The sequence below is a fragment of the Salinispora vitiensis genome, from assembly GCF_000378825.1.
Taxonomy (GTDB): domain Bacteria; phylum Actinomycetota; class Actinomycetes; order Mycobacteriales; family Micromonosporaceae; genus Micromonospora; species Micromonospora vitiensis.
In genome coordinates, this window is sequence record NZ_KB900388.1 from 2,683,904 (window position 1) to 2,706,424 (window position 22,521).

Below are 22,521 nucleotides of genomic sequence, written 5' to 3' on the forward strand. Positions count from 1 at the left end.
ACGCCGATCGCGCCGATCTCACCAACCCCGTCGTCCCGACCCGTCAGGAGCTTGTCCGACATGACCCAGTCCCCCGCCGTGCTTCCTACCGGCCGCTCCGGTCCGGTCCGCGTCGGCGAGCGCGCCGCCCGTGTCCTCGTCTCGGAACTCGCCCGGATCAACGAGCCGAAGGCTGCCCTGCTGGTTGACGCCAGCCTGGAGTCCCCGGTACTCACCGCGGCGATCGAGGCGCTGTTGCCCGGTGACACGCTCACCGTCGTACCGGCCGGGTGGTCGGACGCCGAGATGCTGCGCGCGCACGTAGCCGCCCAGGGCCCCTGGGTGGCCGAGCGGGTCCGAGTTGTTGACGCGCTGGCCGACGCCGAGGCCGCAGCGGTGGCGATCATCGGTGCACCGCTCACCGGGACGGCCGAGGAGACCCGTGCCACCCTCGACGGGCTCGGCAAGTACCTCGACAACGGGGCCACGTTGAGCGTCGCCACCCCCGCCATCACCAAGCGCACCGGGGGCGCGAGCGACGAACTGGACCGCCAGGCCGCGCTGCACGGCGTCGGTAGTGACCTGCTGCTGCGCAACAACCCACCGCTGCGGGTGCACCGGCTGCGCTTCAGCCCGGCCACGGCAGCGGCGGCGCTGGGGCTGGCCCCGGCGTACCGACCCGCCAGCGTGCCGCTGACCCGCACGATGCACATCGACAGCAACGGGGTGGCCGCCGCCGGGATCGCCCTCGGGTTGGCGGCGGTGGCCCGGGTCGCCCGGCCGAACTCAAAGCTGTGGCTGCTGCCGGCCCTCGCCGCCGCGCCGGTCGCCGCCTTCTTCCGGGACCCGGAGCGGGAGGTGCCAGCGGATCCGTCCGCGGTGGTCGCCTCCGCCGATGGCCGGGTGCTCTCGGTACAACGGCTCTCCGACGAGCGGTTCGGCGACGGCGAGTGGCTGCGGATCGCCGTGTTCCTGTCGGTGCTCGACGTCCACATCAACCGCTCCCCGGTGGCGGGCAAGGTGGTCGACCACTTCGTGACCGAGGGTGGCTTCGCCAACGCGATGAAGCCCGATGCGGAACACAATGTCGCCGCGTACACGGTGTTGGACACCACCAACGGAACGGTGGTCGTGGCGCAACGTACGGGATTGATCGCCCGGCGGATCGTGCAGCGGGCGCCCATCGGTTCGCTGCTGGCCAAAGGCGAGCGGTTTGGGCTGATCAGGTTCGGCTCACGCACCGATGTCTACCTGCCGGCCGATGCGGCGCAGCCACTGGTCGGGCCCGGCGACCGGGTCGTCGGCGGGTCGTCGGTCATCGCCCGCTGGCACTGACCGCGTCGTCGGCCGGGCGCCGGAAGGAGCTGTGGCGGGGGCGCCGGGAAGCCCCGGTGCCCCGCCCGTGAAACCCGAATCAGACGGTACGGCGCTGCCGCAGCCAGAGCACCGGACCGCTGAGCAGGTAGCCCACCACGACCAGGGCGAAGGTGAGCCGGGGGTCGACCAGCGCGCCGACCAGTGGAGCCAGCCACACCCAGGGCGGCAGCTTCACCAGGCGGGCGAGCTTCGCGTACGGAAAGTTGGAGACCATCGCGCAGGCGAGCAGCGCCACCCCGCCGAGCAGGACCAGCCCGGACACCGGCAGCCCGATGGCGACGGTCAGGGCCAGCATGGCGGCCGCCATGGTGGTGGGCACCCCGCAGAAGAATCGGTTGTCCTTCGGCGAGACGTTGAACCGGGCGAGGCGGATCGCGGCGCAGGACGCGACGAGCGCACAGGCCACCGCGGCGGCGGCCGGGGGCACCGAGCCAGCCAGTGAGGCGTAGACCACTACCGGGGCGGCGAGGCCGAAGGAGCACATGTCGGCCAACGAGTCCATCTGGGCGCCAAACGGCGTGGCCACGCCGAGTCGGCGGGCGAGGGCACCGTCGAGACCGTCGAAGGCGACGCAGGCGATCAGGCAGAGGGCCGCAGGCCGCACCTCACCCTGCATGGCCAGGAAGATCGCCAGCATGCCGAGGGTGAGGCTGGCGAGGGTGCAGCCGTTGACCAGCGCGAATTTCATCTGCCGGGCCGGCGTGCGGACACCGGGAAGGAGCGGAGCCGGGGTCGCCGCCGCTTCCTCCACTGGCGGTGCCGGGGCGACCGCAGGGGTGACCGGAACGATCGTCTCCACCGCGGCGTCGTACCGCGGGTAACGGCGCCGTGGGAACCGGCGCTCGACCAGCGGCCGGTCAACCCCGGCACGGAGGCCACCGTCCTGGCGGCCCGCCCGGACCCACAGCACCTGACGGGCGATTGTGCCGCTGCGCCGCAGCTGGCCTGTCCATCGACGCCCTGCAGGACGTGGACTGTCTGTCGTACGACGCCGGCGCCAGGGGGCTCTCGGCACGTTCCCTCCATCACCGGATCGGCACACCGCCACAGTGGCAGGGCCCCCGGCTGTCTCGTGCCAGACCTTCTTGGCCCAGCAGCCGTTTTGCGGGCTACACCATCGCACAGGCAAACGGGGCTTGGCGATAGCTGCCGGCGGTACTTAAAACTCCCTTAAACCGCACGTACCGCCCTCTTACTCCAAATCCGGATCGCATCGCCCGTTACACCGTTAACTTCCCGCACCCAAATGTACCGGAGCCCAGCGGCGCCACATGACGAGCACTCTTCGGCGCCCGGAATGCCCCAATTGCAACTAAATTGGGGAACGCATATTCGGTGGGTCAACCCACCCGGTGCCAATACCGGACAGGAAACAGTCAGCGGAGCTCGGCAACCATCCGGGCAGCGATATCGCTGAGCCGCAGCCCCCCGAGCTCGTCGACGGCAAACCAGCTCGCCCGCGCGGTCGACCCACCAGCCAGCTCCAGCACCCGCGCCTCGGTCGGCTCCTCCACCACCACCGTGTAGATGGCCCGCACGGTGTGCCAGTTCAACGGACGCCCCTCCGGCCCGACCCGGCTGGGGTGGTGGAGGCTATCCACACTGATCAACCTGACGACCCGTCCGACCTGACCGGACTCCTCCACCAGCTCGCGCAGCAGCCCTGTCTCCGGCGCCTCACCGTAGTCGGTGCCGCCGCCGGGCAGGTGCCAGCTGCCAGCGCCCGGGTAGCCCTCCGCGATCAGCGTCAGCAGCACCCGCCCGGCCGGGTCGGTGACCAGCCCGTACGCGCCGAATCGGCGCCGCAGAGCAGTCGACCCCGGAGCCGTCGACCCCGGCGCCGTCGGTGCCGGAGCCGTCGCCGCCGAGCTCGTCGGTGCCGGAGCCGTCCGCGCCGACGGCAGCACGCGGGACGTCCCCGAAGGCAGGGGCGCGCCCGGCAGGTCGAGCAACTCCGCCGTGAACGGCATCACGGGCACCGCCGCCGTCGAGTCAGGCGGGAACCACCCCAGCCTGGCACCGCCGCCCTGCTCCGACCGGAGTACGCCACCCGTGGCGGTCACGTCGAACACCAGCCGGTCGGTGTGCAGCCCGGATCCGGCGGCGTCAGTGGCCACATCGGCTACCGCCGCCCGAACCCCGGCCACCGTCACGGCCAACCCGGTCTCCTCGGCGAACCCGCGGACGACCGCGGCCGCGGGATGCTCGGCGTGTCGAAGGCCGCCACCCGGCAGCCGCCAGGCACCCCGATCCGGGCGCCCGTCCCCGCCCCGTACGAGTAGCACCTGGCCGCCCTCATCCCGCAGCACCCCATATGCCGCGATCTGCCGCACCTGCACCCTGCCCCCGCCCTGCACTGAATCGATGAGAAGTTGCCGCGACCGACGATAGCTGCGGGAACGTCGGGCTGGGGCGACCAGGCCAGCCGGAGCCTGGGGGCAGTCAGGTCAGCCGGGCGGCCTGGACCGCCTCGGCCGTCACCTCGGTCAGCCGATCGGCCGGGAGGGCGCCCAGCTCCTCCTTCGCGAACCAGCGAGCCTCACAGGTGGACCCACCGACGTCGATCACGGTGGGCGGGGCGGGGCGGTCAACCACGACCCGGTAGAAGGCCCGGACCCCGTGCCAGTCGATCGGGTAACCCTCCGGACCGAGCGAGGCGGCGTCCCGGTGACTCGCCACGCCCAGGAGCTCGACCAACCGCCCGGTCTGCCCGGTCTCCTCAACCAGCTCCCGGATGAGCGCCGCGCCCGGCTGCTCACCGTAGTCCGTCCCGCCACCCGGCAGGTGCCAACAACCGGCACCCGGGTACCCGTCCGAGACCCGGGTTAGCAGGACCCGCTCGTCCGGGTCGGTGACGACGGCGTACGCGGCGAAGCGCTGCGCCCGGTGCAGGCCGTCCGGCCCCTCGACCGCGTAGAAGGAGGGAAACTCGGGCGGCTCGTCCGGCACGATGTCCGCCGACGAGGTGGGCAGGCCGAGAGCCCGCGCCGTGAACGAGCGCAGGGGCAGCTCGCGGGCCTGCTCAGGGGTGAACCAGCGGGCCAGGTCGGTGGGCTGGTCAGCGCGGTCGGCGAGCGTCCCGCCCCGCACCGACACCTGGTAGAGCAGGCGGTCGGTGTGGATCGTGATGCCCCGTTCGGGCAACGCCCGCATGTCGGCGAGCACGTCGGTGAGGGTGGCGACACTCACCGACAGCCCGGTCTCGGCGGCGGTCTCCCGCACAACTGTGTCGCAGGGGTCCTCGCCGTGGTCCACCGCGCCCCCGGGCAGCGACCAAGTGCCGGGGGTGCCGGAGCGCTGCGAGGCGCGGACCAGCAGCACCTGACCGACCGAGTTTGTACAAACCGCGTACGCCGCAATCCTACGAAGCGGCTCCAGCATGAGGGTCACAGAGCTAAATTCTCCCCGTTCCCCGCCACCGACGTCGAAAAGGGTCGGAATCATGACTCCCGGGTCGCGGGTGAGGGGCAGATCAGGGTAAGGCCCCGGGAAGTCACCGAGGTCAGCCAGAGTCGGGCGACGCACCATGGGGAGATGACAGGCACCGGAACCGCCCAGCCCCCGTACAAACAGCTCCGTCGCCCCACCACCGACCGGATGATCGCCGGAGTGGCCAGTGGCGTCGGCCGCTACTTAAACGTCGACCCCACGCTGATTCGGGTCATCTTCGCGGTGACCGGCCTGCTCACCGGCGGGATCGCGCTGCTCGCGTACCCGGTCATGTGGTTCCTGATGCCGGTAGAGCCGTCGGTTGCGCCGGCCTGGCCGCACCCGACGACAGCCGGGGCGCCGACCGCCGCCCCCACCTGGTCGGGGCCGCAGCCGCCGGCTCCCCCCGTCAGCTGAGCGCGGCTCACTCCCACTCGATGGTGCCCGGCGGCTTGCTGGTGACATCCAGCGCCACCCGGTTCACCTCAGCGACCTCGTTGGTGATCCGGGTGGAGATCCGGGCAATCAGGTCGTACGGCAGCCGCGACCAGTCGGCCGTCATCGCGTCCTCGCTGGAGACCGGGCGCAGCACCACGGGGTGCCCGTAGCTGCGTCCGTCTCCCTGCACACCCACGCTGCGTACGTCGGCCAGGAGGACCACCGGGAACTGCCACACGCCCCGGTCCAGGCCAGCAGCGCTGAGCTCCTGCCGGGCGATGAAGTCGGCCCGGCGGAGCACATCGAGCCGCTCCCGGTCCACCGCGCCGATGATCCGGATCGCCAGCCCCGGCCCGGGGAACGGGTGCCGCCAGACCATCGCCTCCGGCAGGCCCAGCTGGAGGCCGAGGGCGCGAACCTCATCCTTGAAAAGCGTGCGCAGCGGCTCGACCAGGGAGAATCCGAGATCCTCCGGGAGCCCGCCGACGTTGTGATGGCTCTTGATGCTGGCCGTGCCCGCACCGCCGCCGGACTCCACCACATCCGGATAGAGGGTGCCCTGCACCAGGAACTCCACGTCGCCGTGAGCGGCGATGTCCCGGGCCGCGGCCTCGAAGGTCCGGATGAACTCCCGGCCAATAATCTTGCGCTTCCGCTCCGGGTCGGTCACCCCGGCCAGCGCGGTCAGGAACTGGTCCGCCGCGTCAACCACCCGCAGCTTGATGCCGGTGGCGGCGACGTAGTCCTTCTCCACCTGCTCGGCCTCGCCCGCCCGCAGCAGGCCATGGTCAACGAAGACACAGGTCAACTGGTCGCCGATGGCCCGGTGCACCAGCGCCGCGGCGACCGCGGAGTCAACGCCGCCGCTGAGACCGCAGATGACCTCCTTGGTACCGACCTGCTCCCGAATCCGGGCCACCTGCTCGTCGATGATGTTCTCCGGCGTCCAGGTGGGCTCGATGCCGGCGATGTCGTAGAGGAAACGGGTCAGCATCTCCTGGCCGTGCGCCGTGTGCCCGACCTCCGGATGGAACTGCACCCCGGCTCGGCGCCCGGCCCGATCCTCGAAGGCCGCCACCGGGGCTCCCGCCGACTCGGCGGTCACCGCGAAGCCGGTCGGCGCCTCCGTCACACAGTCACCGTGACTCATCCAGACCGGAAGATCATCAGGGAGATCGTGCAGCAGCACCCCGGCCTCCGGCCGCGGGCGCAGCACCGTGCCGCCGTACTCCCGGTTGCCGGTCTGCGCGACCGTGCCCCCGAGTGCCTGCGCCATCGCCTGGAAGCCGTAGCAGATGCCGAAGACCGGCACCCCGGCCTCGAACACCCCGGCGTCGATACCGGGCGCGTCGGGCGCGTAAACGCTGGACGGGCCACCCGAGAGGATGATCGCTGCCGGGTCCTTCGCCAGCATCTCGGCCACCGACATCGTGTGCGGGACGATCTCCGAGTAGACCCGGGCCTCCCGTACCCGACGTGCGATGAGCTGGGCGTACTGGGCTCCGAAGTCCACCACCAGGACAGGGCGCGGGGTGCTCATGTGCAGAAAGCCTACCCACCGACACGCCCGACGCCGACCCGGGACCCGAGTCGGCGCAGCGGCCCCGCCGACCGCGCCGGGCCGCCGTCTCCGTCGGCGCTACCGCAGCGCACCGGGGGCGTGCGCCGGCACCGCCGGATTGCGCGGGGTCACCGGGGCCAGCCGGACGTACGGGGAGCCGAGCGGAGGGCGGGGATCCGGCTCCCCCTGGTTCGGCCAGAACGACAGGGCCCGTTCGGCCTGTGCGGTGATGGTCAGACTTGGGTTCACCCCGAGATTGGCCGAGACCGCCGCACCATCGACGACGTGCAGCCCGGGGTGCCCGTACACCCGGTGCCACGGGTCCACCACGCCGTCCTCCTCGGTGGCGCCGATCACCGCGCCGCCCAGGATGTGCGCGGTCACCGGGATGTTGAACGGTTCGGTGAGCGCACCACCCGGCACCCCGTTGATCTCCTCGGCCAAGAGCCGAACCGCCCGGTTGCCGGCCGGTATCCAGGTCGGGTTCGGCTCCCCGTGACCCGGTTCGCAGACGAGTCGCCGACCGCGGAGGCCACGGCGTAGCCGGGTGGTCAGCGAATTGTCCGCCGACTGCATGACCAGGGCGATCACCGTGCGCTCGGACCAGTTGCGGACCGACAACAGCTGCGCCGCCGCCCGCGGCCGCCGTACGAGGGTGCCCAGCCAGCGGCGTACCCGGCGTGGGCCGCCGTCCACCAACAGGGTCTGGAGCAGCCCCATCGCGTTCGAGCCTCGGCCGTAGCGGACCGGCTCGATGTGGGTCTGCGAGTCGGGGTGGAACGAGCTCGTGATCGCCACCCCTCCGGTGAAGTCGACCCCCGCCGCCCGCGCGGCCCGCCGAGGCACCGACACACCGAGAACCGCCTCCGAATTGGTCCGGGTCAACGTGCCGAGGCGGGACGAGAGCCGCGGCAGCGCCCCAGCCACCTTCATCGAATGCAGCAGACGCTGGGTACCCAACGCGCCGGCGGCGAAGACCACCTGGTCGGCGTGGATCACCTGCGAGCGCCCCCGCAGCCAGGAGCCGGTACGCCGGGTGTGCACCGCGTACCCGCCCCCCTCGACCGGCGCGACGGCGGTCACGGTCGTCAACGGGTGCACCTGAGCACCGAGCCGCTCGGCCAGCCACAGATAGTTCTTGGCCAGGGTGTTCTTCGCACCGAACCGACAACCCGTCATGCAGGCGCCGCAGTGCGTGCAGCCGGTCCGCTCCGGCCCCGCCCCGCCGAAGTAGGGATCGGGCACCCGCTGTCCCGGTCGGCCGAGGTGCACGCCGACCGGGGTGGCCCGGAAGGTGTGCCCGACCCCCATCCGCTCCGCCACCGCCCGCATCGCCCGGTCCGCCTCGGTGGTCTCCGGGTACGTGCTGACGCCGAGCATCCGCTTCGCCTGATCGAAGTGGCGGGTCAACTCCTCCCGCCAGTCGGTGATGTCCCGCCACTGCGGATCCTGGAAGAAGGCGTCCAACGGCTCGTACAGGGTGTTCGCGTAGACCAGGGAACCGCCGCCCACCCCGGCGCCGGAGAGCGCCAGCACGCCACCGGCCCGGCGCCGGCCCGCCCGCAGCAGGGTGATCCGCTGGATGCCGTAGCAGCCCAGCCACGGTGCCCAGACGAAGCGGCGCAGCTGCCAGGAGGTCTGTGGGAAGTCGCCGTCGGCGAAGCGTCGGCCCGCCTCCAGCACCCCGACCCGGTAGCCCTTCTCGGCCAGCCGCAGCGCGGCGACGCCCCCGCCGAAGCCGGACCCGATGACGACCACGTCGTACCGCATAGACGCATCATTACCGACCGGTAGCAATCGCGCCAGAGGCAGCTCAGCCCGGTTCGGGGAGAGCGGGTGGGGTGGTGCCGGAGAGCCAGGCGTCGAAGAAGTCGTCGAGCTGCTCCCCGGAGACCCGCTCAGCCAGCTCGATGAGGTCGTCGGTGCTGCCGTAGCCGTCGCGCCGCTCGGCCGTCCAGGCCCGCAGGATGGCGAAGAAGGCGTCGTCGCCGACCGTCCGCCGCAGCGCGTGCACGGTCAGGGCTCCGCGCTGGTAGACGGCGGTGCCGAACATCTGCTCCGGCCCCGGGTCCAGGGCCGGCTGCGACCAGTCCGTCACCGCGTACCGGTCCTCGAAAGTACGCTGCACCGACCGACCCTCCTGGTGCTCCGCCCAGAGCCACTCGGCGTACGTGGCGAAGCCCTCGTTCAGCCAGATGTCCCGCCACTGGGTCACCGCCACGCTGTTGCCGAACCACTGGTGCGCCAGTTCGTGGACGACCACATCGAAGTTGGGCCGCCCACCGCGGAAGAAGGCAGGGCCGTACACGGGACGGGACTGCGTCTCCAACGCGTACCCCACCCGTTGGTCGGCGACCACCACCCCGCCGTAGGAGTCGAACGGGTACGGCCCGAAGCGGTCGGCCAGGAAGTCGGCGATCTCGCCGGTACGGGCCAGCGAGACGGCCTCCGGGCCGGTCTCCGCGAGCGACTCCGACACGGCGGTGACGATCGGCTTCCCGGCGTGGGTGCCGGTCTCCACCCGGTAGTCGCCGATCACCAAGGTGGTCAGATAGCTCGCCATCGGGGCCCGCTGCGCCCAGCGCCAGGTGGTCCGGCCGTCGGCGCTGCTCTGCTCCCCAGGCACCCCGTTGCTGAGCGCGGCGAGCCCGTCCGGGACGGTGACCTCGATGTCGTACGTCGCCTTGTCGCTCGGGTGGTCGTTCACCGGGAACCAGGCGGCGGCCGAGTAGGGCTGGCCGAGCACGATCGCACCGTCCTCGGTGTGCAGGAAACCGCCGCCGCCCAGCGGACCGTTCGGCTGGGTGCCGGGCTGGCCGGCGTACTCGACCGTGACGGTGAAGCGGCTGCCCTGGGCCAACCCCCGCGCCGGCGTCACCACCAGCTCGTCGCCGTCGCGGCGGTGCCGGGCCCGGTCCCCGTCCACCCCGACCGCCGTGACCTCCAGGCCCTGCAGGTCCAGGTTGAACCGGGACAGCGGTTGGGTGGCGACGGCGGTGACCGCCGCCTGCCCCTGGAGCCGGTCGCTGGCCGGGTCGTAGTCGACGGCGAGCCGGTAGTGCTCCACGTCGTATCCGCCGTTGCCCGCCCCCGGCACGTACGGGTCACCCAGCTCGACGGCGCCCGGGCGGAAGTCGTCGCCCGGGCTCGGGGAGGAGCAGCCGGTGAGCAGGGTCGCCGCCACGACGGCGGCGACGAGGCCGGGTCGAACCCGGGCGGAGGTGGACCACACCGGTCGAGCCTAACCACCCGACCGGCGCGATGATGTCCCTCCGCCCCGGTCAGCGATCCAGGACCAGGCCGACCTTCTGGAACTCCTTGAGGTCCCGGTAGCCACACTTGGCCATCGCCCGGCGCAGCCCACCGAAGAGGTTGAGCTGGCCATCCGGCTCGTCGGCCGGGCCGTACAGCAGCCGTTCCATCGAGCCGGCCGGCTCGCTGGCGGCCTCGAAGGCGCCCCGGGGCAGTGCCGGGTGGCTGGCGGCCGAGTGCCACCAGGCGCCACCGGCCGGCGCTTCCGGGCAGAGCGAGAGCGGCTCACCCAGCATCACCGCGTCGGCGCCGCAGCCAAGTGCCTTGGCGATGTCACCGGATGTCCGGATATCACCGTCGGCGATCAGGTGGACGTAGCGGCCGCCGGTCTCGTCCAGGTAGTCCCGGCGCGCCGCCGCGGCGTCGGCGATCGCGGTGGCCATCGGCACCCGGATGCCGAGCACCGACTCGGTGGTTGACCAGTCGTCACCGCCGATCCCCACGATCACCCCGGCGGCGCCGGTACGCATCAGGTGCAGGGCGGTCTTGTAGTCGGTGCAGCCGCCGACGACCACCGGTAGGTCGAGGTCGGCGATGAACTCCTTGAGGTTCAGCGGCTCGTCGGTGGTGGAGACGTGCTCGGCGGAGACGATGGTGCCCTGGATCACCAGGATGTCCACCCCGGCGTCGAGGATCACCGGGGCGAGCGCCAGGGTGTGCTGCGGCGAGACGCGTACCGCCACCGTTTGGCCGCCGGCCCGCAGTTCACGAACCCGCTCGGCGATCAGGTCCGCGCGGATCGGCTCGGCGTACACCTCCTGCAGCCGCCGGGTGTGGTGCAGCCCGGTCGCGCCGGCGCGGGTGGGGCGGGGCGACGGGCCAGTGGCGTCCGCGTCCAGGCTGGCCAGCTCCGCCAGCACCTTCGCCGGGTTCTCGTACCGGGTCCACAGACCCTCCACGTTGAGCACACCGAGGCCGCCGAGCTCGCCGAGCCGCACCGCCGAGGCCGGGCTCATCGTCGCGTCGGAGGGGTGACCGACGCAGGGGATGCCGAACGGGTACGCGTCGAGCTGCCAGGCCGTCGACACGTCATCGACATCCCGGGTACGGCGGCTCGGCACGATCGCGATGTCGTCTAGGTGGTAGCCGCGCTGCGCGGTCTTGCCCAGCCCGATCTCGACCACGTCACGCATGGGGACTCCAGACGGTAGGGGGTGGTGGGGGGATCAGCGGGTGTGGTAGTTGGGTGCCTCAGCGACCATCTGGATGTCGTGCGGGTGGCTCTCCTTGAGCCCAGCCGCGGTGATCCGAATGAGCTGTCCGCGCTGGTGCAGCTCGGCGACGCTCTCCGCGCCGGCGTACCCCATCGCCAGGCGCAACCCGCCGACCAGCTGATGGGCGACCTGGGCGAGCGGGCCACGGTACGGCACCTGGCCCTCGACGCCCTCGGGGACGAGCTTCTCGTCGCTGGTGACATCCTCCTGGAAGTAACGGTCCTTCGAGTACGACCGGACCTGGCCCCGGGACTGCATCGCGCCCAGCGAGCCCATCCCCCGGTATGCCTTGTACTGCTTGCCGTTGATGAAGATCAGCTCGCCGGGGCTCTCCGCGCAGCCGGCGAGCAGGCCGCCCAGCATCACCGTGTCGGCACCGGCCACCAGCGCCTTGGCGATGTCGCCGGAGTACTGGATGCCACCGTCCCCGATGACCGGAACGCCGGCCGGCCGGGCCGCCCGGGCCGCCTCCATGATCGCGGTCACCTGCGGCACACCGACGCCGGCCACGATCCGCGTCGTGCAGATCGCCCCCGGCCCGACCCCCACCTTGACCCCGTCCACACCGGCCTCGACGAGCGCCTTCGCCCCCGCGTACGTGGCGACGTTACCGCCGACGACATCGACCCGGACGTCCTTCTTGATCCGGGCCACCATCTCCAGCACCGCCCGCTGGTGACCGTGCGCGGTGTCCACGATCAACACGTCCACGCCGGCGTCCACCAGGGCACGGGACCGCTTGTACGCGTCCTCGCCGACGCCGACGGCGGCGGCGACGCGAAGCCGACCGGCAGAGTCCTTGGTGGCGTTCGGGTACTGCTCGCTCTTGGTGAAGTCCTTGACGGTGATCAGGCCCCGCAGCTTGCCGCTGCCGTCAACGATCGGCAGCTTCTCGACCTTGTGCTGGCGCAGCAGGCCGAGCGCGTCCTCCTTGCTGACGCCGACCGGGGCGGTGACCAGCGGGGTCCGGGTCATGATCTCGCGGACCGGCGTGGCCGGGTCGGAGACGAAGCGCATGTCGCGGTTGGTGACGATGCCGACCAGTTGCCCGTCGCCGTCCACCACCGGCACCCCGGAGATCCGGTACTGCCCGCAGAGCGTGTCCACGTCCTGGAGGGTGTCGTTCGGGCCCGCGGTCACCGGGTTGGTGATCATGCCCGACTCGGAGCGCTTCACCAGATCGACCTGGAGCGCCTGGTCCTCCACGGAGAGATTGCGGTGGAGCACGCCGATTCCGCCTTGGCGGGCCATGGCGATCGCCATCCGGCCCTCTGTCACCGTGTCCATCGCGCTGGACAGCAGTGGGATGTTCAGCTCGACGTTACGGGTCAGCTTCGTGCGGGTGTTCACCCGGCTCGGCACGACATCCGACTCGCCCGGCTGGAGCAGCACATCGTCGAAGGTCAGACCGAGGGGAACCACCCGCGCCGAACCGGCGGGCAGCTCCGGCAGGTGACCGCCCAGCTCACCGCTTTCGGCGTCGGTCGGTTGAACGGTGCTGGGCGAATTTTCCACGATTGCTCCCCTGAGCTGCTCGAACGGGCTTCAGCGAGGTGGCGCGGGCGGGCACCGGCAGAAACCGGGTAGCGGCGCTTCGCCCATCGTACCCATCGACTGGCCGCGCCCCTGCTGCCGCCGGGCAGGTCACGTCGGCCCAGGGCAGGCAGGTCACGTCGGCCCAGGGCGGGCAGGTCACGTCGGCCCAGGGCGGGCGGCGATCGAGCGTTGGGTCTACGGTGAGGGGGTGCACGACGAGCCCATCGATCCCTTCAACGGAGAGCCAGCCGACCCGGTGGCGGGCCAGCCCGGTTCCGGCGACGCTGAGCTCGACCCACTGAGCGACGCCGAGCGGCAGGAGGTGCTGGAGGACCTGGCCGACCTGGAGATCTACCAGGCGCTGCTGGCGCCGATCGGCGTACGCGGCCTGGTGATCAAGTGCGAGGACTGCCGGGAGCCACACTACTTCGACTGGGATCTACTTCGTGGCAACCTGCGCCACCTACTCAGCTCCGGGCACCCCCGGGTGCACGAGCCGGCGTACGACCCCGATCCGGATCACTACGTGACCTGGGACTATGCCCGCGGGTACGCCGACGGGGTGCACGACACCCTGAGCGAGGGCACCGACGAGGAACCGGACTCCAGCCGCTGATCAATCAGGCGACCAGTCCGGCGCGGAAGCCGGCGGCGACGGCGTGGGCACGGTCCCGGGCGCCAAGCTTGCGGAAGAGTCGTCGGGCGTGGGTCTTCACCGTGTCCTCGGAGACGAACAGCTCCCGGCCGATCTCGGCGTTGCTCTTGCCCTCGGCCATCCCCAGGAGCACCTGTAGCTCCCGCTCGGTCAGCCCGACCGCTGGCCGCGACTCCCGAGCTGGGCCGCCAGCGGGGACCATGGCCGGCTCACCCGCCGGGTCGGCGGGATCGTCGCCGCGCTGCACCGGTACGACGGTGGGCCCCCCACCGGCCCCCTCGGCGGCACCGGGCGGCCAACCCGACGGTGGGTCAGCAGGAGCCCGGCCACCGGGCGTAGCGCGGGCCGACCCGCCCACCGAAGCCGCGTCCCGGGCCGGATCGACCCGGTGGCGGTTGGCCCGCCCGGGGGCGGAGAGCAGCAGCAGCGCCTTCGCGACCGAGCTGGTGAGGTCGTGGTCGGCGCCCTGAATCAGCCCCCGGGCACCCGCGCTGATCGTCGCCGCCGCCGACTCGGACTCCTCGACGCCCAGCAGCACCACCGCCGCCTGCGGTGCCCGGGCCAGGACCCGGCGCACGAACCCGGCGCTGTCTGGCCGGGTCAGCGCCGTATCAACCAGCACCACGTCGGCGGGGCGTTCCGCGAGCCGCAGCATCACCTCCGGGTCGGAGACGGCAGTTCGCACCGCCCCAGATAGCCCCAGCCGCGCCGCGGCGGAGGTCAGGTGTTGGGCCGCCAAGGGCGTCCGAACGCACACGAGAACCGTACGCACAGTGGTCTCCTCTCCGTCAACGAGCAGACCATGACGGAGTCCGGTCGGGAGGGGGTTCCCGCCAATCCTTCGAACTTTTCCGACAGTTGGGGCATTTGCCGCGAGTTGTCCGCGGTTCCCGGTCCTAGCGGACGACGAGATGGACAGACAGCACGATCAACCGGGCCACACCGAGGCGCTGGCGCGGTCGGCGGCGAATCGCGGTGTCGGGGGTCGGGGTGTTGACCTGGGCGTGGTGGCCGCCGGTGCCGCCGGGGGTGGTGTGGAGGAATGGGTGACGGTGACTGGGGGGAAGGCCGGGTGACACCGGGCACCTGACCCGGTCACGACTCAGCCACGATGCGTTTTGTACTCCGCCGTGAACGTCCGCCGTTCCGAGCGTCCGCCCTGGTCACCAGGGAGGCGGCCGCATCTCAGCCTGGCAGACGGGGATGCGGCAAGCGAGCGCCGTCGCTACTTCGTGGGCTTACGGGTTCCGGGGCAGTCGCCCCGACCGCCCATCGCCGTATGTGGTGGGCAAGAACTGCCAGGCCGCACACCGACCCGCGCCCCGCAGGCTGAGCACTGTGACTGAGGCGACATAACCGGGCTCCCTTCCCAGGTTAACTACCGGGCCACCACACCTTCGTCTCCCCACGTTGGCGGTGCGGCGGGTCTGCGCTTTCCCCCTCACGGCGGCGTCAACCCCCGCGATCGCTCCCGACCGGCCTGCGGCGGTGCCGGGAACGGCTCCGCGGCGAGACGGCGTACCTGGCGGGTCAGCCGACCGTGACGCGTACCGTGTGCCAACCGGTAGCGCCGTCCGGAGCCACCGGCGCGCTCCGACCGGTCTGCGTCTCACCGGTCACGTCGGTGGCCCGAACCTCAAGCGTGTGCTCCCCCGGCGTCGCGTCCCACCGCCACGACCACTGCACCCAGGTATCCACCGAGACCGTCGGCGCGAGGTCCGCCTCCCGCCAGGGCCCCTCGTCCACCCGGACCTCCACCCGCCGGATGCCCCGGTGCTGCGCCCAGGCGACACCGGCGACAACCACCTCCCCCGCCACCAGCCGACTCCGCCGCCGGGGCGTGTCGATCCGCGACTGGGTCTTCACCGGGCCCTGCGCCGACCAGCCGCGCGGCACCCAGTACGCGTCGAAGTCCGCGAAGCTGGTCAACTCCAGCTCGGTGACCCACTTACAGGCCGACACGTAGCCGTACAGGCCCGGCACCACCATCCGAACCGGGAAACCGTGCTCGACCGGCAACGGCTCACCGTTCATGCCGACCGCCAGCAACGCGTCCCGGCCGTCCCGCAGCACCGCCGTGGGGGTGCCGCAGGTCCAACCGTCAACCGACCGCCCAACAACCTGATCCGCGCCCGCCAGCGGCTCCACCTCGGCCAACAGCTCCCGCAACGGCACCCCCAACCAGCGGGCGTTGCCGATCAGGTCACCACCGACCTCATTCGACACACAGGCCAACGTGACATAGCGCTCGACCATCGGCCGGGCCAGCAGGTCGGCGAAGCTGAGGGTGATCGGGTTGCGGACCCGGCCATGGATGCGCAACTGCCAGGTGGCCGGATCTACCTGCGGCACCACCAGGGCGGTGTCGATCCGGTAGAAGCTGGATCTGGGCGTGACGTAGGAGGCGAGCTGGGCCAGGTCCAGATCGGCTCCGGCCGGCACCGCGGCGGCCGGCGAGGCCGGGGCCGGCAGCACGACCGCCGCCCGAGCCGCCGACACTCCCCGCCGGTCGCTCAGCCACCGGCCGCCGACACCGGCTGCCCCCGCCGCCCCAAGCAGTAGCCCACTCGCGGTGAGGAACCGTCGCCGGGACTCCGGGCTCGGACCCGCGGCCTGCTCCCGGTCAGCCGACCCGGCCACCGGCGCACCGGAATCGGCCGGCGGGGTGGGGGCGGACCAGGGCCACGGATCCAGCTCCAGCGGGCCCTGGATGAACGCCCAGAGCACCAACCCACCGAGGCTGCCCCCGGCCAGCGCCGGCAGGGCATCGGCGAGATCCGCATCGGCGCGGGTCAGGGCGGCGCACGCCCCCAGCGCGGTGAACGCCGTGACACCGGCCAGCCCGTACGCCAGGTGCCGCCGGGACAGTACGCCGAGCAGCGCGGCGAAGCCGGCCAACAGCAGGGCCGTACCCACCAACAGAGCGACCTTGTCGTAGCTGCCGAAGAGCGCGATGCCGAACTGTTTGAGTGGCTCCGGCACGGTGTCGACCACCAGCCCGCCGACGGCTACCAGCGGAGCGGAACGGGGGCCGGTCAACACCGCGACAAGCTCCGCCGAGCCGATCGCCACCGCAGCGGCGATCACCCCGGCCGAAGCGGCGTGGCGACGGGTCGTACTGGTCACGCGGACCAGTGTTTCCGATCTCGGTCCACACCGGTAGCCACGTCAGCGTTCCGTAAGCAGTCCGGAAGACGCGTCGGGGCGTGTCGCCACTGTGGACGACACGCCCCGACCGAGCGTCCGGCGTGGGTCAGAAACCCGGGCCGTGCTGGTGACCGTGGCCGTGGCCAGCCGCAGCCGGCTCCGACTCCTGCGGCTTCTCCACCACGAGGCTCTCGGTGGTGAGCAGCAGGCCCGCGATCGACGCGGCGTTGGCGACCGCGTTGCGGGTCACCTTCACCGGGTCGAGGATGCCGGCCTTGGCCAGGTCGACGTACTCGCCCGTCGCTGCGTCGAGGCCGTGGCCCCAGTCCTTGTCGACGACCTTCTGCACCACGACGTAGCCGTCGTGGCCAGCGTTCTGGGCGATCCAGCGCAGCGGCTCGACCAGCGCCTTGCGCACGATCGAGACGCCGACCTTCTCGTCCCCGACGAGGCCGAGGTCATCGTCGAGCGCCGGCAGGACCTGGGCCAGGGCGGCACCACCGCCGGGCACCGTGCCCTCCTCGACCGCGGCCTTGGTGGCGGCGATGGCGTCCTCGATGCGGTGCTTGCGCTCCTTCATCTCGACCTCGGTCGCCGCGCCCGCCCGGATAACGGCGACGCCGCCGGAGAGCTTGGCCAGCCGCTCGGCGAGCTTCTCCCGGTCCCACTCGGAGTCCGAAGCCTCGATCTCCTTGCGGATCTGGGCGACCCGGTCGGCGGCGTCGGCGGCCTTGCCGCCGCCGTCGACGACGGTGGTGTTCTCCTTGTCGACCACCACCCGGCGGGCGGTGCCGAGCACCTCCAGCCCGACCTGGTCAAGCTTGTAGCCCAGCTCCGGGGCGACCAGCTCGGCACCGGTCAGGATCGCCATGTCCTGCAGCATCGCCTTGCGGCGGTCACCGAAGCCGGGAGCCTTCACCGCGCAGACCTTCATGGTCTTACGGAGCGCGTTGACCACCAGCGTGGACAGCGCCTGACCCTCGACGTCCTCAGCGATGATCAGCAGCGGCTTGCTCTCCTGGAGGACCTTCTCCAGCAGCGGCAGCAGCTCCTCGATCGCCGAGATCTTCTGCGTGGTGATGAGGATGTACGGGTCCTCCAGGACCGACTCCTGCCCCTCCGTGTCAGTGACGAAGTTGGGCGAGATGAAGCCCTTGTCGAACTGGAGACCCTCGGTCACGTCCAGCTCGGTGGCGAGGGTGGAGCCCTCCTCGACGGTGATGACACCGTCGCGGCCGACCCGCTCCATCGCCTCGGCGATGAGCTCACCGATCGTGGCGTCCTGCGCGGAGACGGTCGCGACGTGCGCGATCGCCGCCTTGTCCGACACCTCGACGGCCTTGCCGAGCAGCGCCTCGGAGACCTTGGTGGCCGCCGCGTCGATGCCCCGCTTGAGGCCGGTCGGGTTGGCGCCAGCCGCCACGTTGCGCAGGCCCTCCCGGACCAACGCCTGGGCCAGCACGGTGGCGGTGGTGGTCCCGTCGCCGGCGACGTCGTTGGTCTTGGTCGCCACCTCCTTGACCAGCTGTGCGCCGAGGTTCTCGTGCGGGTCGGTGAGCTCGATCTCCTTGGCGATGGTCACGCCGTCGTTGGTGATCGTGGGTGCACCAAACTTCTTGTCCAGGACGACGTTGCGCCCGCGGGGGCCGAGGGTGACCTTGACCGCATCCGCGAGGGCGTTGACACCGTGCTCCAGCTGGTGCCGAGCGTCGTCCGAGAAGCTCAGGATCTTCGCCATGAATGTCCCTTCGAAGCGTCGTCGCCCCGGCCCGGCGAGCCGGACCGGGGCGACGACACTGCTCTCGGTTACCTACTTCTCGATGACCGCGAGGACGTCGCGGGCGGAGAGCACCAGGTACTCCTCGCCGGCGTACTTGACCTCGGTGCCGCCGTACTTCGAGTAGAGGACGGTGTCGCCGACCTTGACGTCGATCGGCACACGGTTGCCCTTGTCGTCGATCCGGCCCGGGCCGACAGCGAGGACGGTGCCCTCCTGCGGCTTCTCCTTGGCGGTGTCGGGAATCACGATGCCCGACGCCGTGGTGGTCTCAGCCTCATTCGCCTGGACCACGATGCGGTCCTCGAGCGGCTTGATCGCAACCTTGGTCGCGGTAGTCACGGGCATACCCTCCTGGGGTACTTGGTTTCGTTACCGACCGATAAACCGGCCAGCTCAATCTGCCACATGCCACCGGGCGGGGCCGTCGTCGCGGGTGCCGGTCCGCCTGGCGTTAACCTGCCGGGCACCAGGGCCCGGAGGTTGGCACCCTCACCTCGAGAGTGCTAATCGCAGGTTATTCCTCGGCTAGCACTCCGTCAAGGAGAGTGCCAACGAACCGCCCAACGCGTCGCGTGGACGAGTGAGTGGGCCGGCGCACGCCCGGCAACACCCCGGCTCCGGGCGCCGCCGACCAGCCGGAAGAATGGCGGGGTGGACCTGGGACAGCTGGCGCGGCTGCGTACCCCCGCGGGGTCGGCAGCGCTGAAAGCGGCGACCGAGGTGGCCGGCGGTGACCCGCTGGCCGCGGCGACGGCGCTCCGCTCCGCCGGCTTCCCGGCCGACCTGGCCGCGGCGGCGCTGACCCAGGCCGAGCTGCGCCGTCGTGCAGTGGGCAAGTTCGGTCCGGTGGCCGCCGACATGTTCTTCACCCGGGCCGGCCTGGAGCAGGCCACCCGTCAAGTGGTGGCACGGCGCCGCGCCGAACGGGTGCGCGCCAGCGGCGTCCGCGCCCTGGCCGACCTCGGCTGCGGAATCGGCGCCGACGCGCTCGCCGCCGCCCGGGCCGGGATCCGGGTGTACGGGGTGGAGGCCGACCCGCTCACCGCCGCGACCGCCGCCGCGAACGCCGAGGCGACCGGCCTCGCCGAACGCTTTACCGTCACCCAGGGGGACGCGACCGCCTTCGATCTAAACCAGGTGGACGGGGTCTTCTGTGACCCTGCCCGCCGGGCCTCCGGTCGACGGATCTTCGACCCGAACGCCTACTCCCCGCCGTGGGACTTCGTGCTCTCGCTGGCCGAACGGGTGCCGCGGACGGTCGTCAAGGTGGCACCCGGCCTGGACCACGCACTGATCCCACCCGGCGCGGAGGCGGAGTGGGTCAGCGTCAACGGCGACCTGGTCGAGGCCGCCCTGTGGTGCGGCGAGTTCGCGACGGTGACCCGCCGGGCGACCGTGCTGCGGGAAGAGCCGCCGACCGACCCCGCCGGCCAGGTCGGACCCGCCACGAAGGCGCACGAGCTGACCAGCTCCCGCGTCGCCGAGGCCCCGGTCGGGCCGGTCCGCCGCTACGTCTACGACCCGGACCCGGCGGTGGTCCGCGCGCACCTCGTCGCCGAGCTGGCCGGCGCCCTCGACGCCACGCTCGCCGACCCGACAATCGCCTACCTGTACGCCGACACTCCCACCCCGACCCCCTTCGCCCGCTGCCTGGAGATCACCGACGTACTGCCGTTCTCGCTGAAGCGGCTTCGGGCCCTGCTGCGCGAGCGGCGGGTCGGCCGGGTGGAGATCCGCAAGCGGGGTTCGGCCCTCGAGCCGGAGCAGCTCCGCCGCGACCTGCGGTTGACCGGCGACCAGCCGGCCAGCCTCGTGCTGACCCGGGTGGACGGCGCCCCCACGGTGCTGATCTGCCGTCCGGCCACCAGCTAGCGTGATGGGGTGGCACGACGACAGGTCACGCCGGCGACCACGCTGCTGGACAAGCGGAAAGTCAGCTACCGCACCCATCCGTACGACGTCCCGGCGGACACCCCGAACTACGGAGCGCTTGTCGCGGCGACGCTCGGCCTGCCGGCGGACCGCGTGTTCAAGTCACTGGTGGCCGCGGTCGATGGCGCGCTCACCATCGCGGTCGTCCCGGTGACCGGGGAACTCGGCCTCAAAGCCCTGTCCGCCGCGGTGGGCGCCAAACGGGCTGTGCTGGCCGACCGGGCGACGGCCGAGCGTGCCACCGGGTACGTGCGCGGCGGCATCAGTCCACTAGGACAGCGGCGCAACCTGCCGACCGTGCTCGACGAAAGCGCCCTGCACCACGAGACCATTTACGTCTCGGCTGGCCGCCGGGGGCTCCAGCTGGAACTGGCCCCGCAGGACTTGGTCGCCCTCACCAACGCCCGAACGGCACGGGTCGCCGCCACCTAGACCCGCGGCCAACCCGCCCAGGACTGTCCGCGAGTGGACCGGCGACCGGCCTGGCTCAGTCACGTCGGGTCATGATGTGCAGGGTGGCGGCGAAGCCGAGGGCGCACCACGCGGCTAGGACCGCGTACGGCGCGGCCGGGACGCCCGCCGGGCCGGCGGTGAGGGAGTCGCGGACCACCTGCGCCATGTGCTGGAACGGCAGCACCTGGTGGATCGTCTGCAGCCACTCCGGGAGCCGGTCGGCGGGGAAGTTGATCGGCGAGAACATCAACGCGATGAAGACGATGAGCTGGGTGACCATGTTCGTCACCGGTGGCGCGGCCGCGTAGGCGATCGCGAGGCCGACGGTGGTCGCGGCGAGCGCGACCAGGACCGCGGCGGGTACGGCCAGCCAGCTCACCCGCAGGGTGAGATCGAAACGCAGTACCGCGACCAGTAGCCCGAGGAGCAGTCCCGGCGCCCCGACGACCAACCAGGTGGTGACCTCCGAGAGCACCACCGCGGTCCGCGGTACGGGCAGTGTCTGGTGGTAGGTGAAGGTGCCCTCGGTCTTCGCGGTGGCGACCAGTTGCGGTGCCATCACCATGCCGATCGTGATCAGACCCAGGGTCGGCGCCCCGGTGGCGAGGTAGCGCGCGGTGGCCGGGTCGATCTGCGGCAGCAGGAAGGCGAACCCGAGGACGATCCCCACCGAGAGGAAGATCTGGACGACCAGCACCAGCGAGAGCAGGTAGCGCAGCCGGATCGCCGACCAGCGCAGCAGGAGCAGGTAGCTACGGAACCAGTGTCGCATCGACATTTGCCTCCGGGTTCGCGGTCAGGGTGAGGTAGAACTCTTCGAGGCCGACGGGGTTGAGCGAGAAGTGGCTGGTCACCGACGCCGCCCAGGCCACCGCGAGCTGCGCGTGCTCCGCGGCGAGGGTGATGGTGAGCCGGTCGCCCGCCCGTCTGGTGCGCAGCGCCCAGGCCGGCACCGTCGGTGCGGCGGTCCCGCTCACCTCCAGGCGCAGCTGTCGGTCCGGGGCCAGCGCGGCCGGCGGGCCGGTGGCGGTGACCCGGCCGCGGTCGAGGATCACCACCGTGTCGATCACCCGTTCGGCCTCGGCGATGTTGTGGGTGACCAGGACGACCCCGTGCCCCGCCGCGGCCAGTTCCCGAACCTGCGCCCAGAGCAGGCGCCGGCGGGCCGGGTCCACGTCGTTGGTGGGTTCGTCCAACATGACCAGCCGGCCCGGCTGGACGACCGCCATGCAGAACGCGGTGAGCCGCCGCACCCCGCCGGAGAGGCGTTCGCCGGGCTGGTCCGCCCACTGCTCAATGTCCAGGGCGGCGAGCAGTTCGGTTGTCCGGCGTCGCACCGCCCGGCGGTGACCACCGCGGATTCGGCCGATGCTCTCGATCGCCTGGCGGACGGTGACACCGGTGAGTGGGGCGTGGGCCTGCGGCTGGAACGAGCAGACCGAGCGCGCCCAGGCGGGTTCGGCGACCGGGTCGCGGCCGAGCAGGGTGATCGTGCCGCCGGTCGGTCGAGCCAGGCCGACGACCTGGTTCAGCAGGGTGGTCTTGCCGGCGCCGTTGTGTCCGAGCAGGCCGAGGAGTTCGCCGCCGGCCACCGCCAGGCTGATGCTGTCGTTGGCGCGCACTCCACGGCGATAGACCTTGGTCAGGTTGTCGATGTACAGCATGAGAACTCCGAATACCGACTAGTATCTGGATACCGAACGGTATG

The 22,521-nt window shown here is 71.6% G+C and carries 20 protein-coding genes; 6 read left to right on the plus strand and 14 right to left on the minus strand.

Going from position 1 to position 22,521, the window contains the following annotated elements; all coding sequences use genetic code 11:
• Positions 1-60: 60 nt before the first annotated feature.
• A complete protein-coding gene (locus SALPAC2_RS0112410) occupies positions 61-1,314 on the plus strand; it encodes a phosphatidylserine decarboxylase (protein ID WP_018216977.1) in 1,254 nt (417 codons plus the stop codon).
• Between the two features lie 79 nt (positions 1,315-1,393).
• Here SALPAC2_RS0112410 and SALPAC2_RS0112415 read toward each other — a convergent pair whose 3' ends face one another.
• The 3 genes from SALPAC2_RS0112415 to SALPAC2_RS0112425 form a co-directional block, all read right to left on the minus strand.
• Positions 1,394-2,296, minus strand: a complete 903-nt coding sequence (locus SALPAC2_RS0112415) for a CDP-alcohol phosphatidyltransferase family protein (protein ID WP_026184682.1) — start codon at positions 2,294-2,296, stop codon at positions 1,394-1,396.
• A gap of 436 nt (positions 2,297-2,732) precedes the next feature.
• On the minus strand, positions 2,733-3,695 hold the full coding sequence (locus SALPAC2_RS0112420; protein ID WP_026184683.1) for an NUDIX hydrolase: 963 nt from the start codon (positions 3,693-3,695) through the stop codon (positions 2,733-2,735).
• 103 nt (positions 3,696-3,798) lie between these two features.
• Positions 3,799-4,746 (minus strand): NUDIX hydrolase, encoded by a 948-nt coding sequence (locus SALPAC2_RS0112425; RefSeq protein WP_018216980.1) that lies wholly within the window; start codon positions 4,744-4,746, stop codon positions 3,799-3,801.
• A gap of 144 nt (positions 4,747-4,890) precedes the next feature.
• Between SALPAC2_RS0112425 and SALPAC2_RS0112430 the strand changes: the two genes are divergently transcribed.
• Positions 4,891-5,202: a PspC domain-containing protein gene (locus SALPAC2_RS0112430; RefSeq protein WP_018216981.1), complete on the plus strand. Its 312-nt coding sequence runs from the start codon at positions 4,891-4,893 to the stop codon at positions 5,200-5,202.
• 7 nt (positions 5,203-5,209) lie between these two features.
• On the opposite strand, the gene guaA is transcribed toward SALPAC2_RS0112430, so the two are convergent.
• From guaA to guaB, 5 genes are all read right to left on the minus strand, one after another.
• On the minus strand, positions 5,210-6,763 hold the full coding sequence (gene guaA, locus SALPAC2_RS0112435) for a glutamine-hydrolyzing GMP synthase (RefSeq protein ID WP_018216982.1): 1,554 nt from the start codon (positions 6,761-6,763) through the stop codon (positions 5,210-5,212).
• Between the two features lie 99 nt (positions 6,764-6,862).
• The gene (locus SALPAC2_RS0112440; RefSeq protein WP_018216983.1) at positions 6,863-8,554 is read right to left on the minus strand and encodes an FAD-dependent oxidoreductase; all 1,692 of its coding nucleotides are present in this window, start codon (positions 8,552-8,554) and stop codon (positions 6,863-6,865) included.
• Positions 8,555-8,597: 43 nt separating this feature from the next.
• A complete protein-coding gene (locus SALPAC2_RS0112445; protein ID WP_018216984.1) occupies positions 8,598-10,016 on the minus strand; it encodes a M1 family metallopeptidase in 1,419 nt (472 codons plus the stop codon).
• Between the two features lie 49 nt (positions 10,017-10,065).
• Positions 10,066-11,229, minus strand: coding sequence for a GuaB3 family IMP dehydrogenase-related protein (locus SALPAC2_RS0112450; protein ID WP_018216985.1), 1,164 nt, complete (start codon positions 11,227-11,229; stop codon positions 10,066-10,068).
• A 33-nt stretch (positions 11,230-11,262) separates the two neighbouring features.
• A complete protein-coding gene (gene guaB / locus SALPAC2_RS0112455) occupies positions 11,263-12,825 on the minus strand; it encodes an IMP dehydrogenase (protein ID WP_018216986.1) in 1,563 nt (520 codons plus the stop codon).
• A gap of 229 nt (positions 12,826-13,054) precedes the next feature.
• On the opposite strand from guaB, the gene SALPAC2_RS0112460 reads away from it, so the two are divergent.
• Complete coding sequence (locus SALPAC2_RS0112460) at positions 13,055-13,462, plus strand: DUF5319 domain-containing protein (protein ID WP_018216987.1); 408 nt, start codon at positions 13,055-13,057, stop codon at positions 13,460-13,462.
• A gap of 4 nt (positions 13,463-13,466) precedes the next feature.
• Here SALPAC2_RS0112460 and SALPAC2_RS0112465 read toward each other — a convergent pair whose 3' ends face one another.
• Complete coding sequence (locus tag SALPAC2_RS0112465) at positions 13,467-14,273, minus strand: response regulator transcription factor (protein WP_018216988.1); 807 nt, start codon at positions 14,271-14,273, stop codon at positions 13,467-13,469.
• Between the two features lie 139 nt (positions 14,274-14,412).
• On the opposite strand from SALPAC2_RS0112465, the gene SALPAC2_RS27295 reads away from it, so the two are divergent.
• A complete protein-coding gene (locus SALPAC2_RS27295; RefSeq protein WP_018216989.1) occupies positions 14,413-14,577 on the plus strand; it encodes a hypothetical protein in 165 nt (54 codons plus the stop codon).
• Positions 14,578-15,031: 454 nt separating this feature from the next.
• Here SALPAC2_RS27295 and SALPAC2_RS0112475 read toward each other — a convergent pair whose 3' ends face one another.
• The 3 genes from SALPAC2_RS0112475 to groES all read right to left on the minus strand — a co-directional run bounded on the left by SALPAC2_RS0112475 (position 15,032) and on the right by groES (position 18,773).
• Entirely contained in the window at positions 15,032-16,627 is a 1,596-nt protein-coding gene (locus SALPAC2_RS0112475; protein ID WP_018216990.1) for a molybdopterin-dependent oxidoreductase, read from the minus strand.
• Between the two features lie 127 nt (positions 16,628-16,754).
• Positions 16,755-18,386, minus strand: a complete 1,632-nt coding sequence (gene groL, locus SALPAC2_RS0112480; protein ID WP_018216991.1) for a chaperonin GroEL — start codon at positions 18,384-18,386, stop codon at positions 16,755-16,757.
• A 72-nt stretch (positions 18,387-18,458) separates the two neighbouring features.
• Positions 18,459-18,773, minus strand: coding sequence for a co-chaperone GroES (gene groES / locus SALPAC2_RS0112485; protein WP_018222648.1), 315 nt, complete (start codon positions 18,771-18,773; stop codon positions 18,459-18,461).
• A gap of 306 nt (positions 18,774-19,079) precedes the next feature.
• On the opposite strand from groES, the gene SALPAC2_RS0112490 reads away from it, so the two are divergent.
• On the plus strand, positions 19,080-20,300 hold the full coding sequence (locus SALPAC2_RS0112490) for a class I SAM-dependent methyltransferase (protein WP_018216992.1): 1,221 nt from the start codon (positions 19,080-19,082) through the stop codon (positions 20,298-20,300).
• Between the two features lie 9 nt (positions 20,301-20,309).
• Positions 20,310-20,792 carry a Cys-tRNA(Pro) deacylase gene (gene ybaK / locus SALPAC2_RS0112495; RefSeq protein ID WP_018216993.1) on the plus strand — a complete coding sequence of 161 codons (483 nt, stop codon included), beginning with the start codon at positions 20,310-20,312 and terminating at the stop codon, positions 20,790-20,792.
• 55 nt (positions 20,793-20,847) lie between these two features.
• On the opposite strand, the gene SALPAC2_RS0112500 is transcribed toward ybaK, so the two are convergent.
• Entirely contained in the window at positions 20,848-21,585 is a 738-nt protein-coding gene (locus SALPAC2_RS0112500) for an ABC transporter permease (protein ID WP_018216994.1), read from the minus strand.
• Positions 21,566-22,477: an ABC transporter ATP-binding protein gene (locus tag SALPAC2_RS0112505; RefSeq protein ID WP_018216995.1), complete on the minus strand. Its 912-nt coding sequence runs from the start codon at positions 22,475-22,477 to the stop codon at positions 21,566-21,568. Before SALPAC2_RS0112505 ends, SALPAC2_RS0112500 begins: the two co-directional genes overlap by 20 nt.
• Between the last annotated feature and the right edge of the window lie 44 nt (positions 22,478-22,521).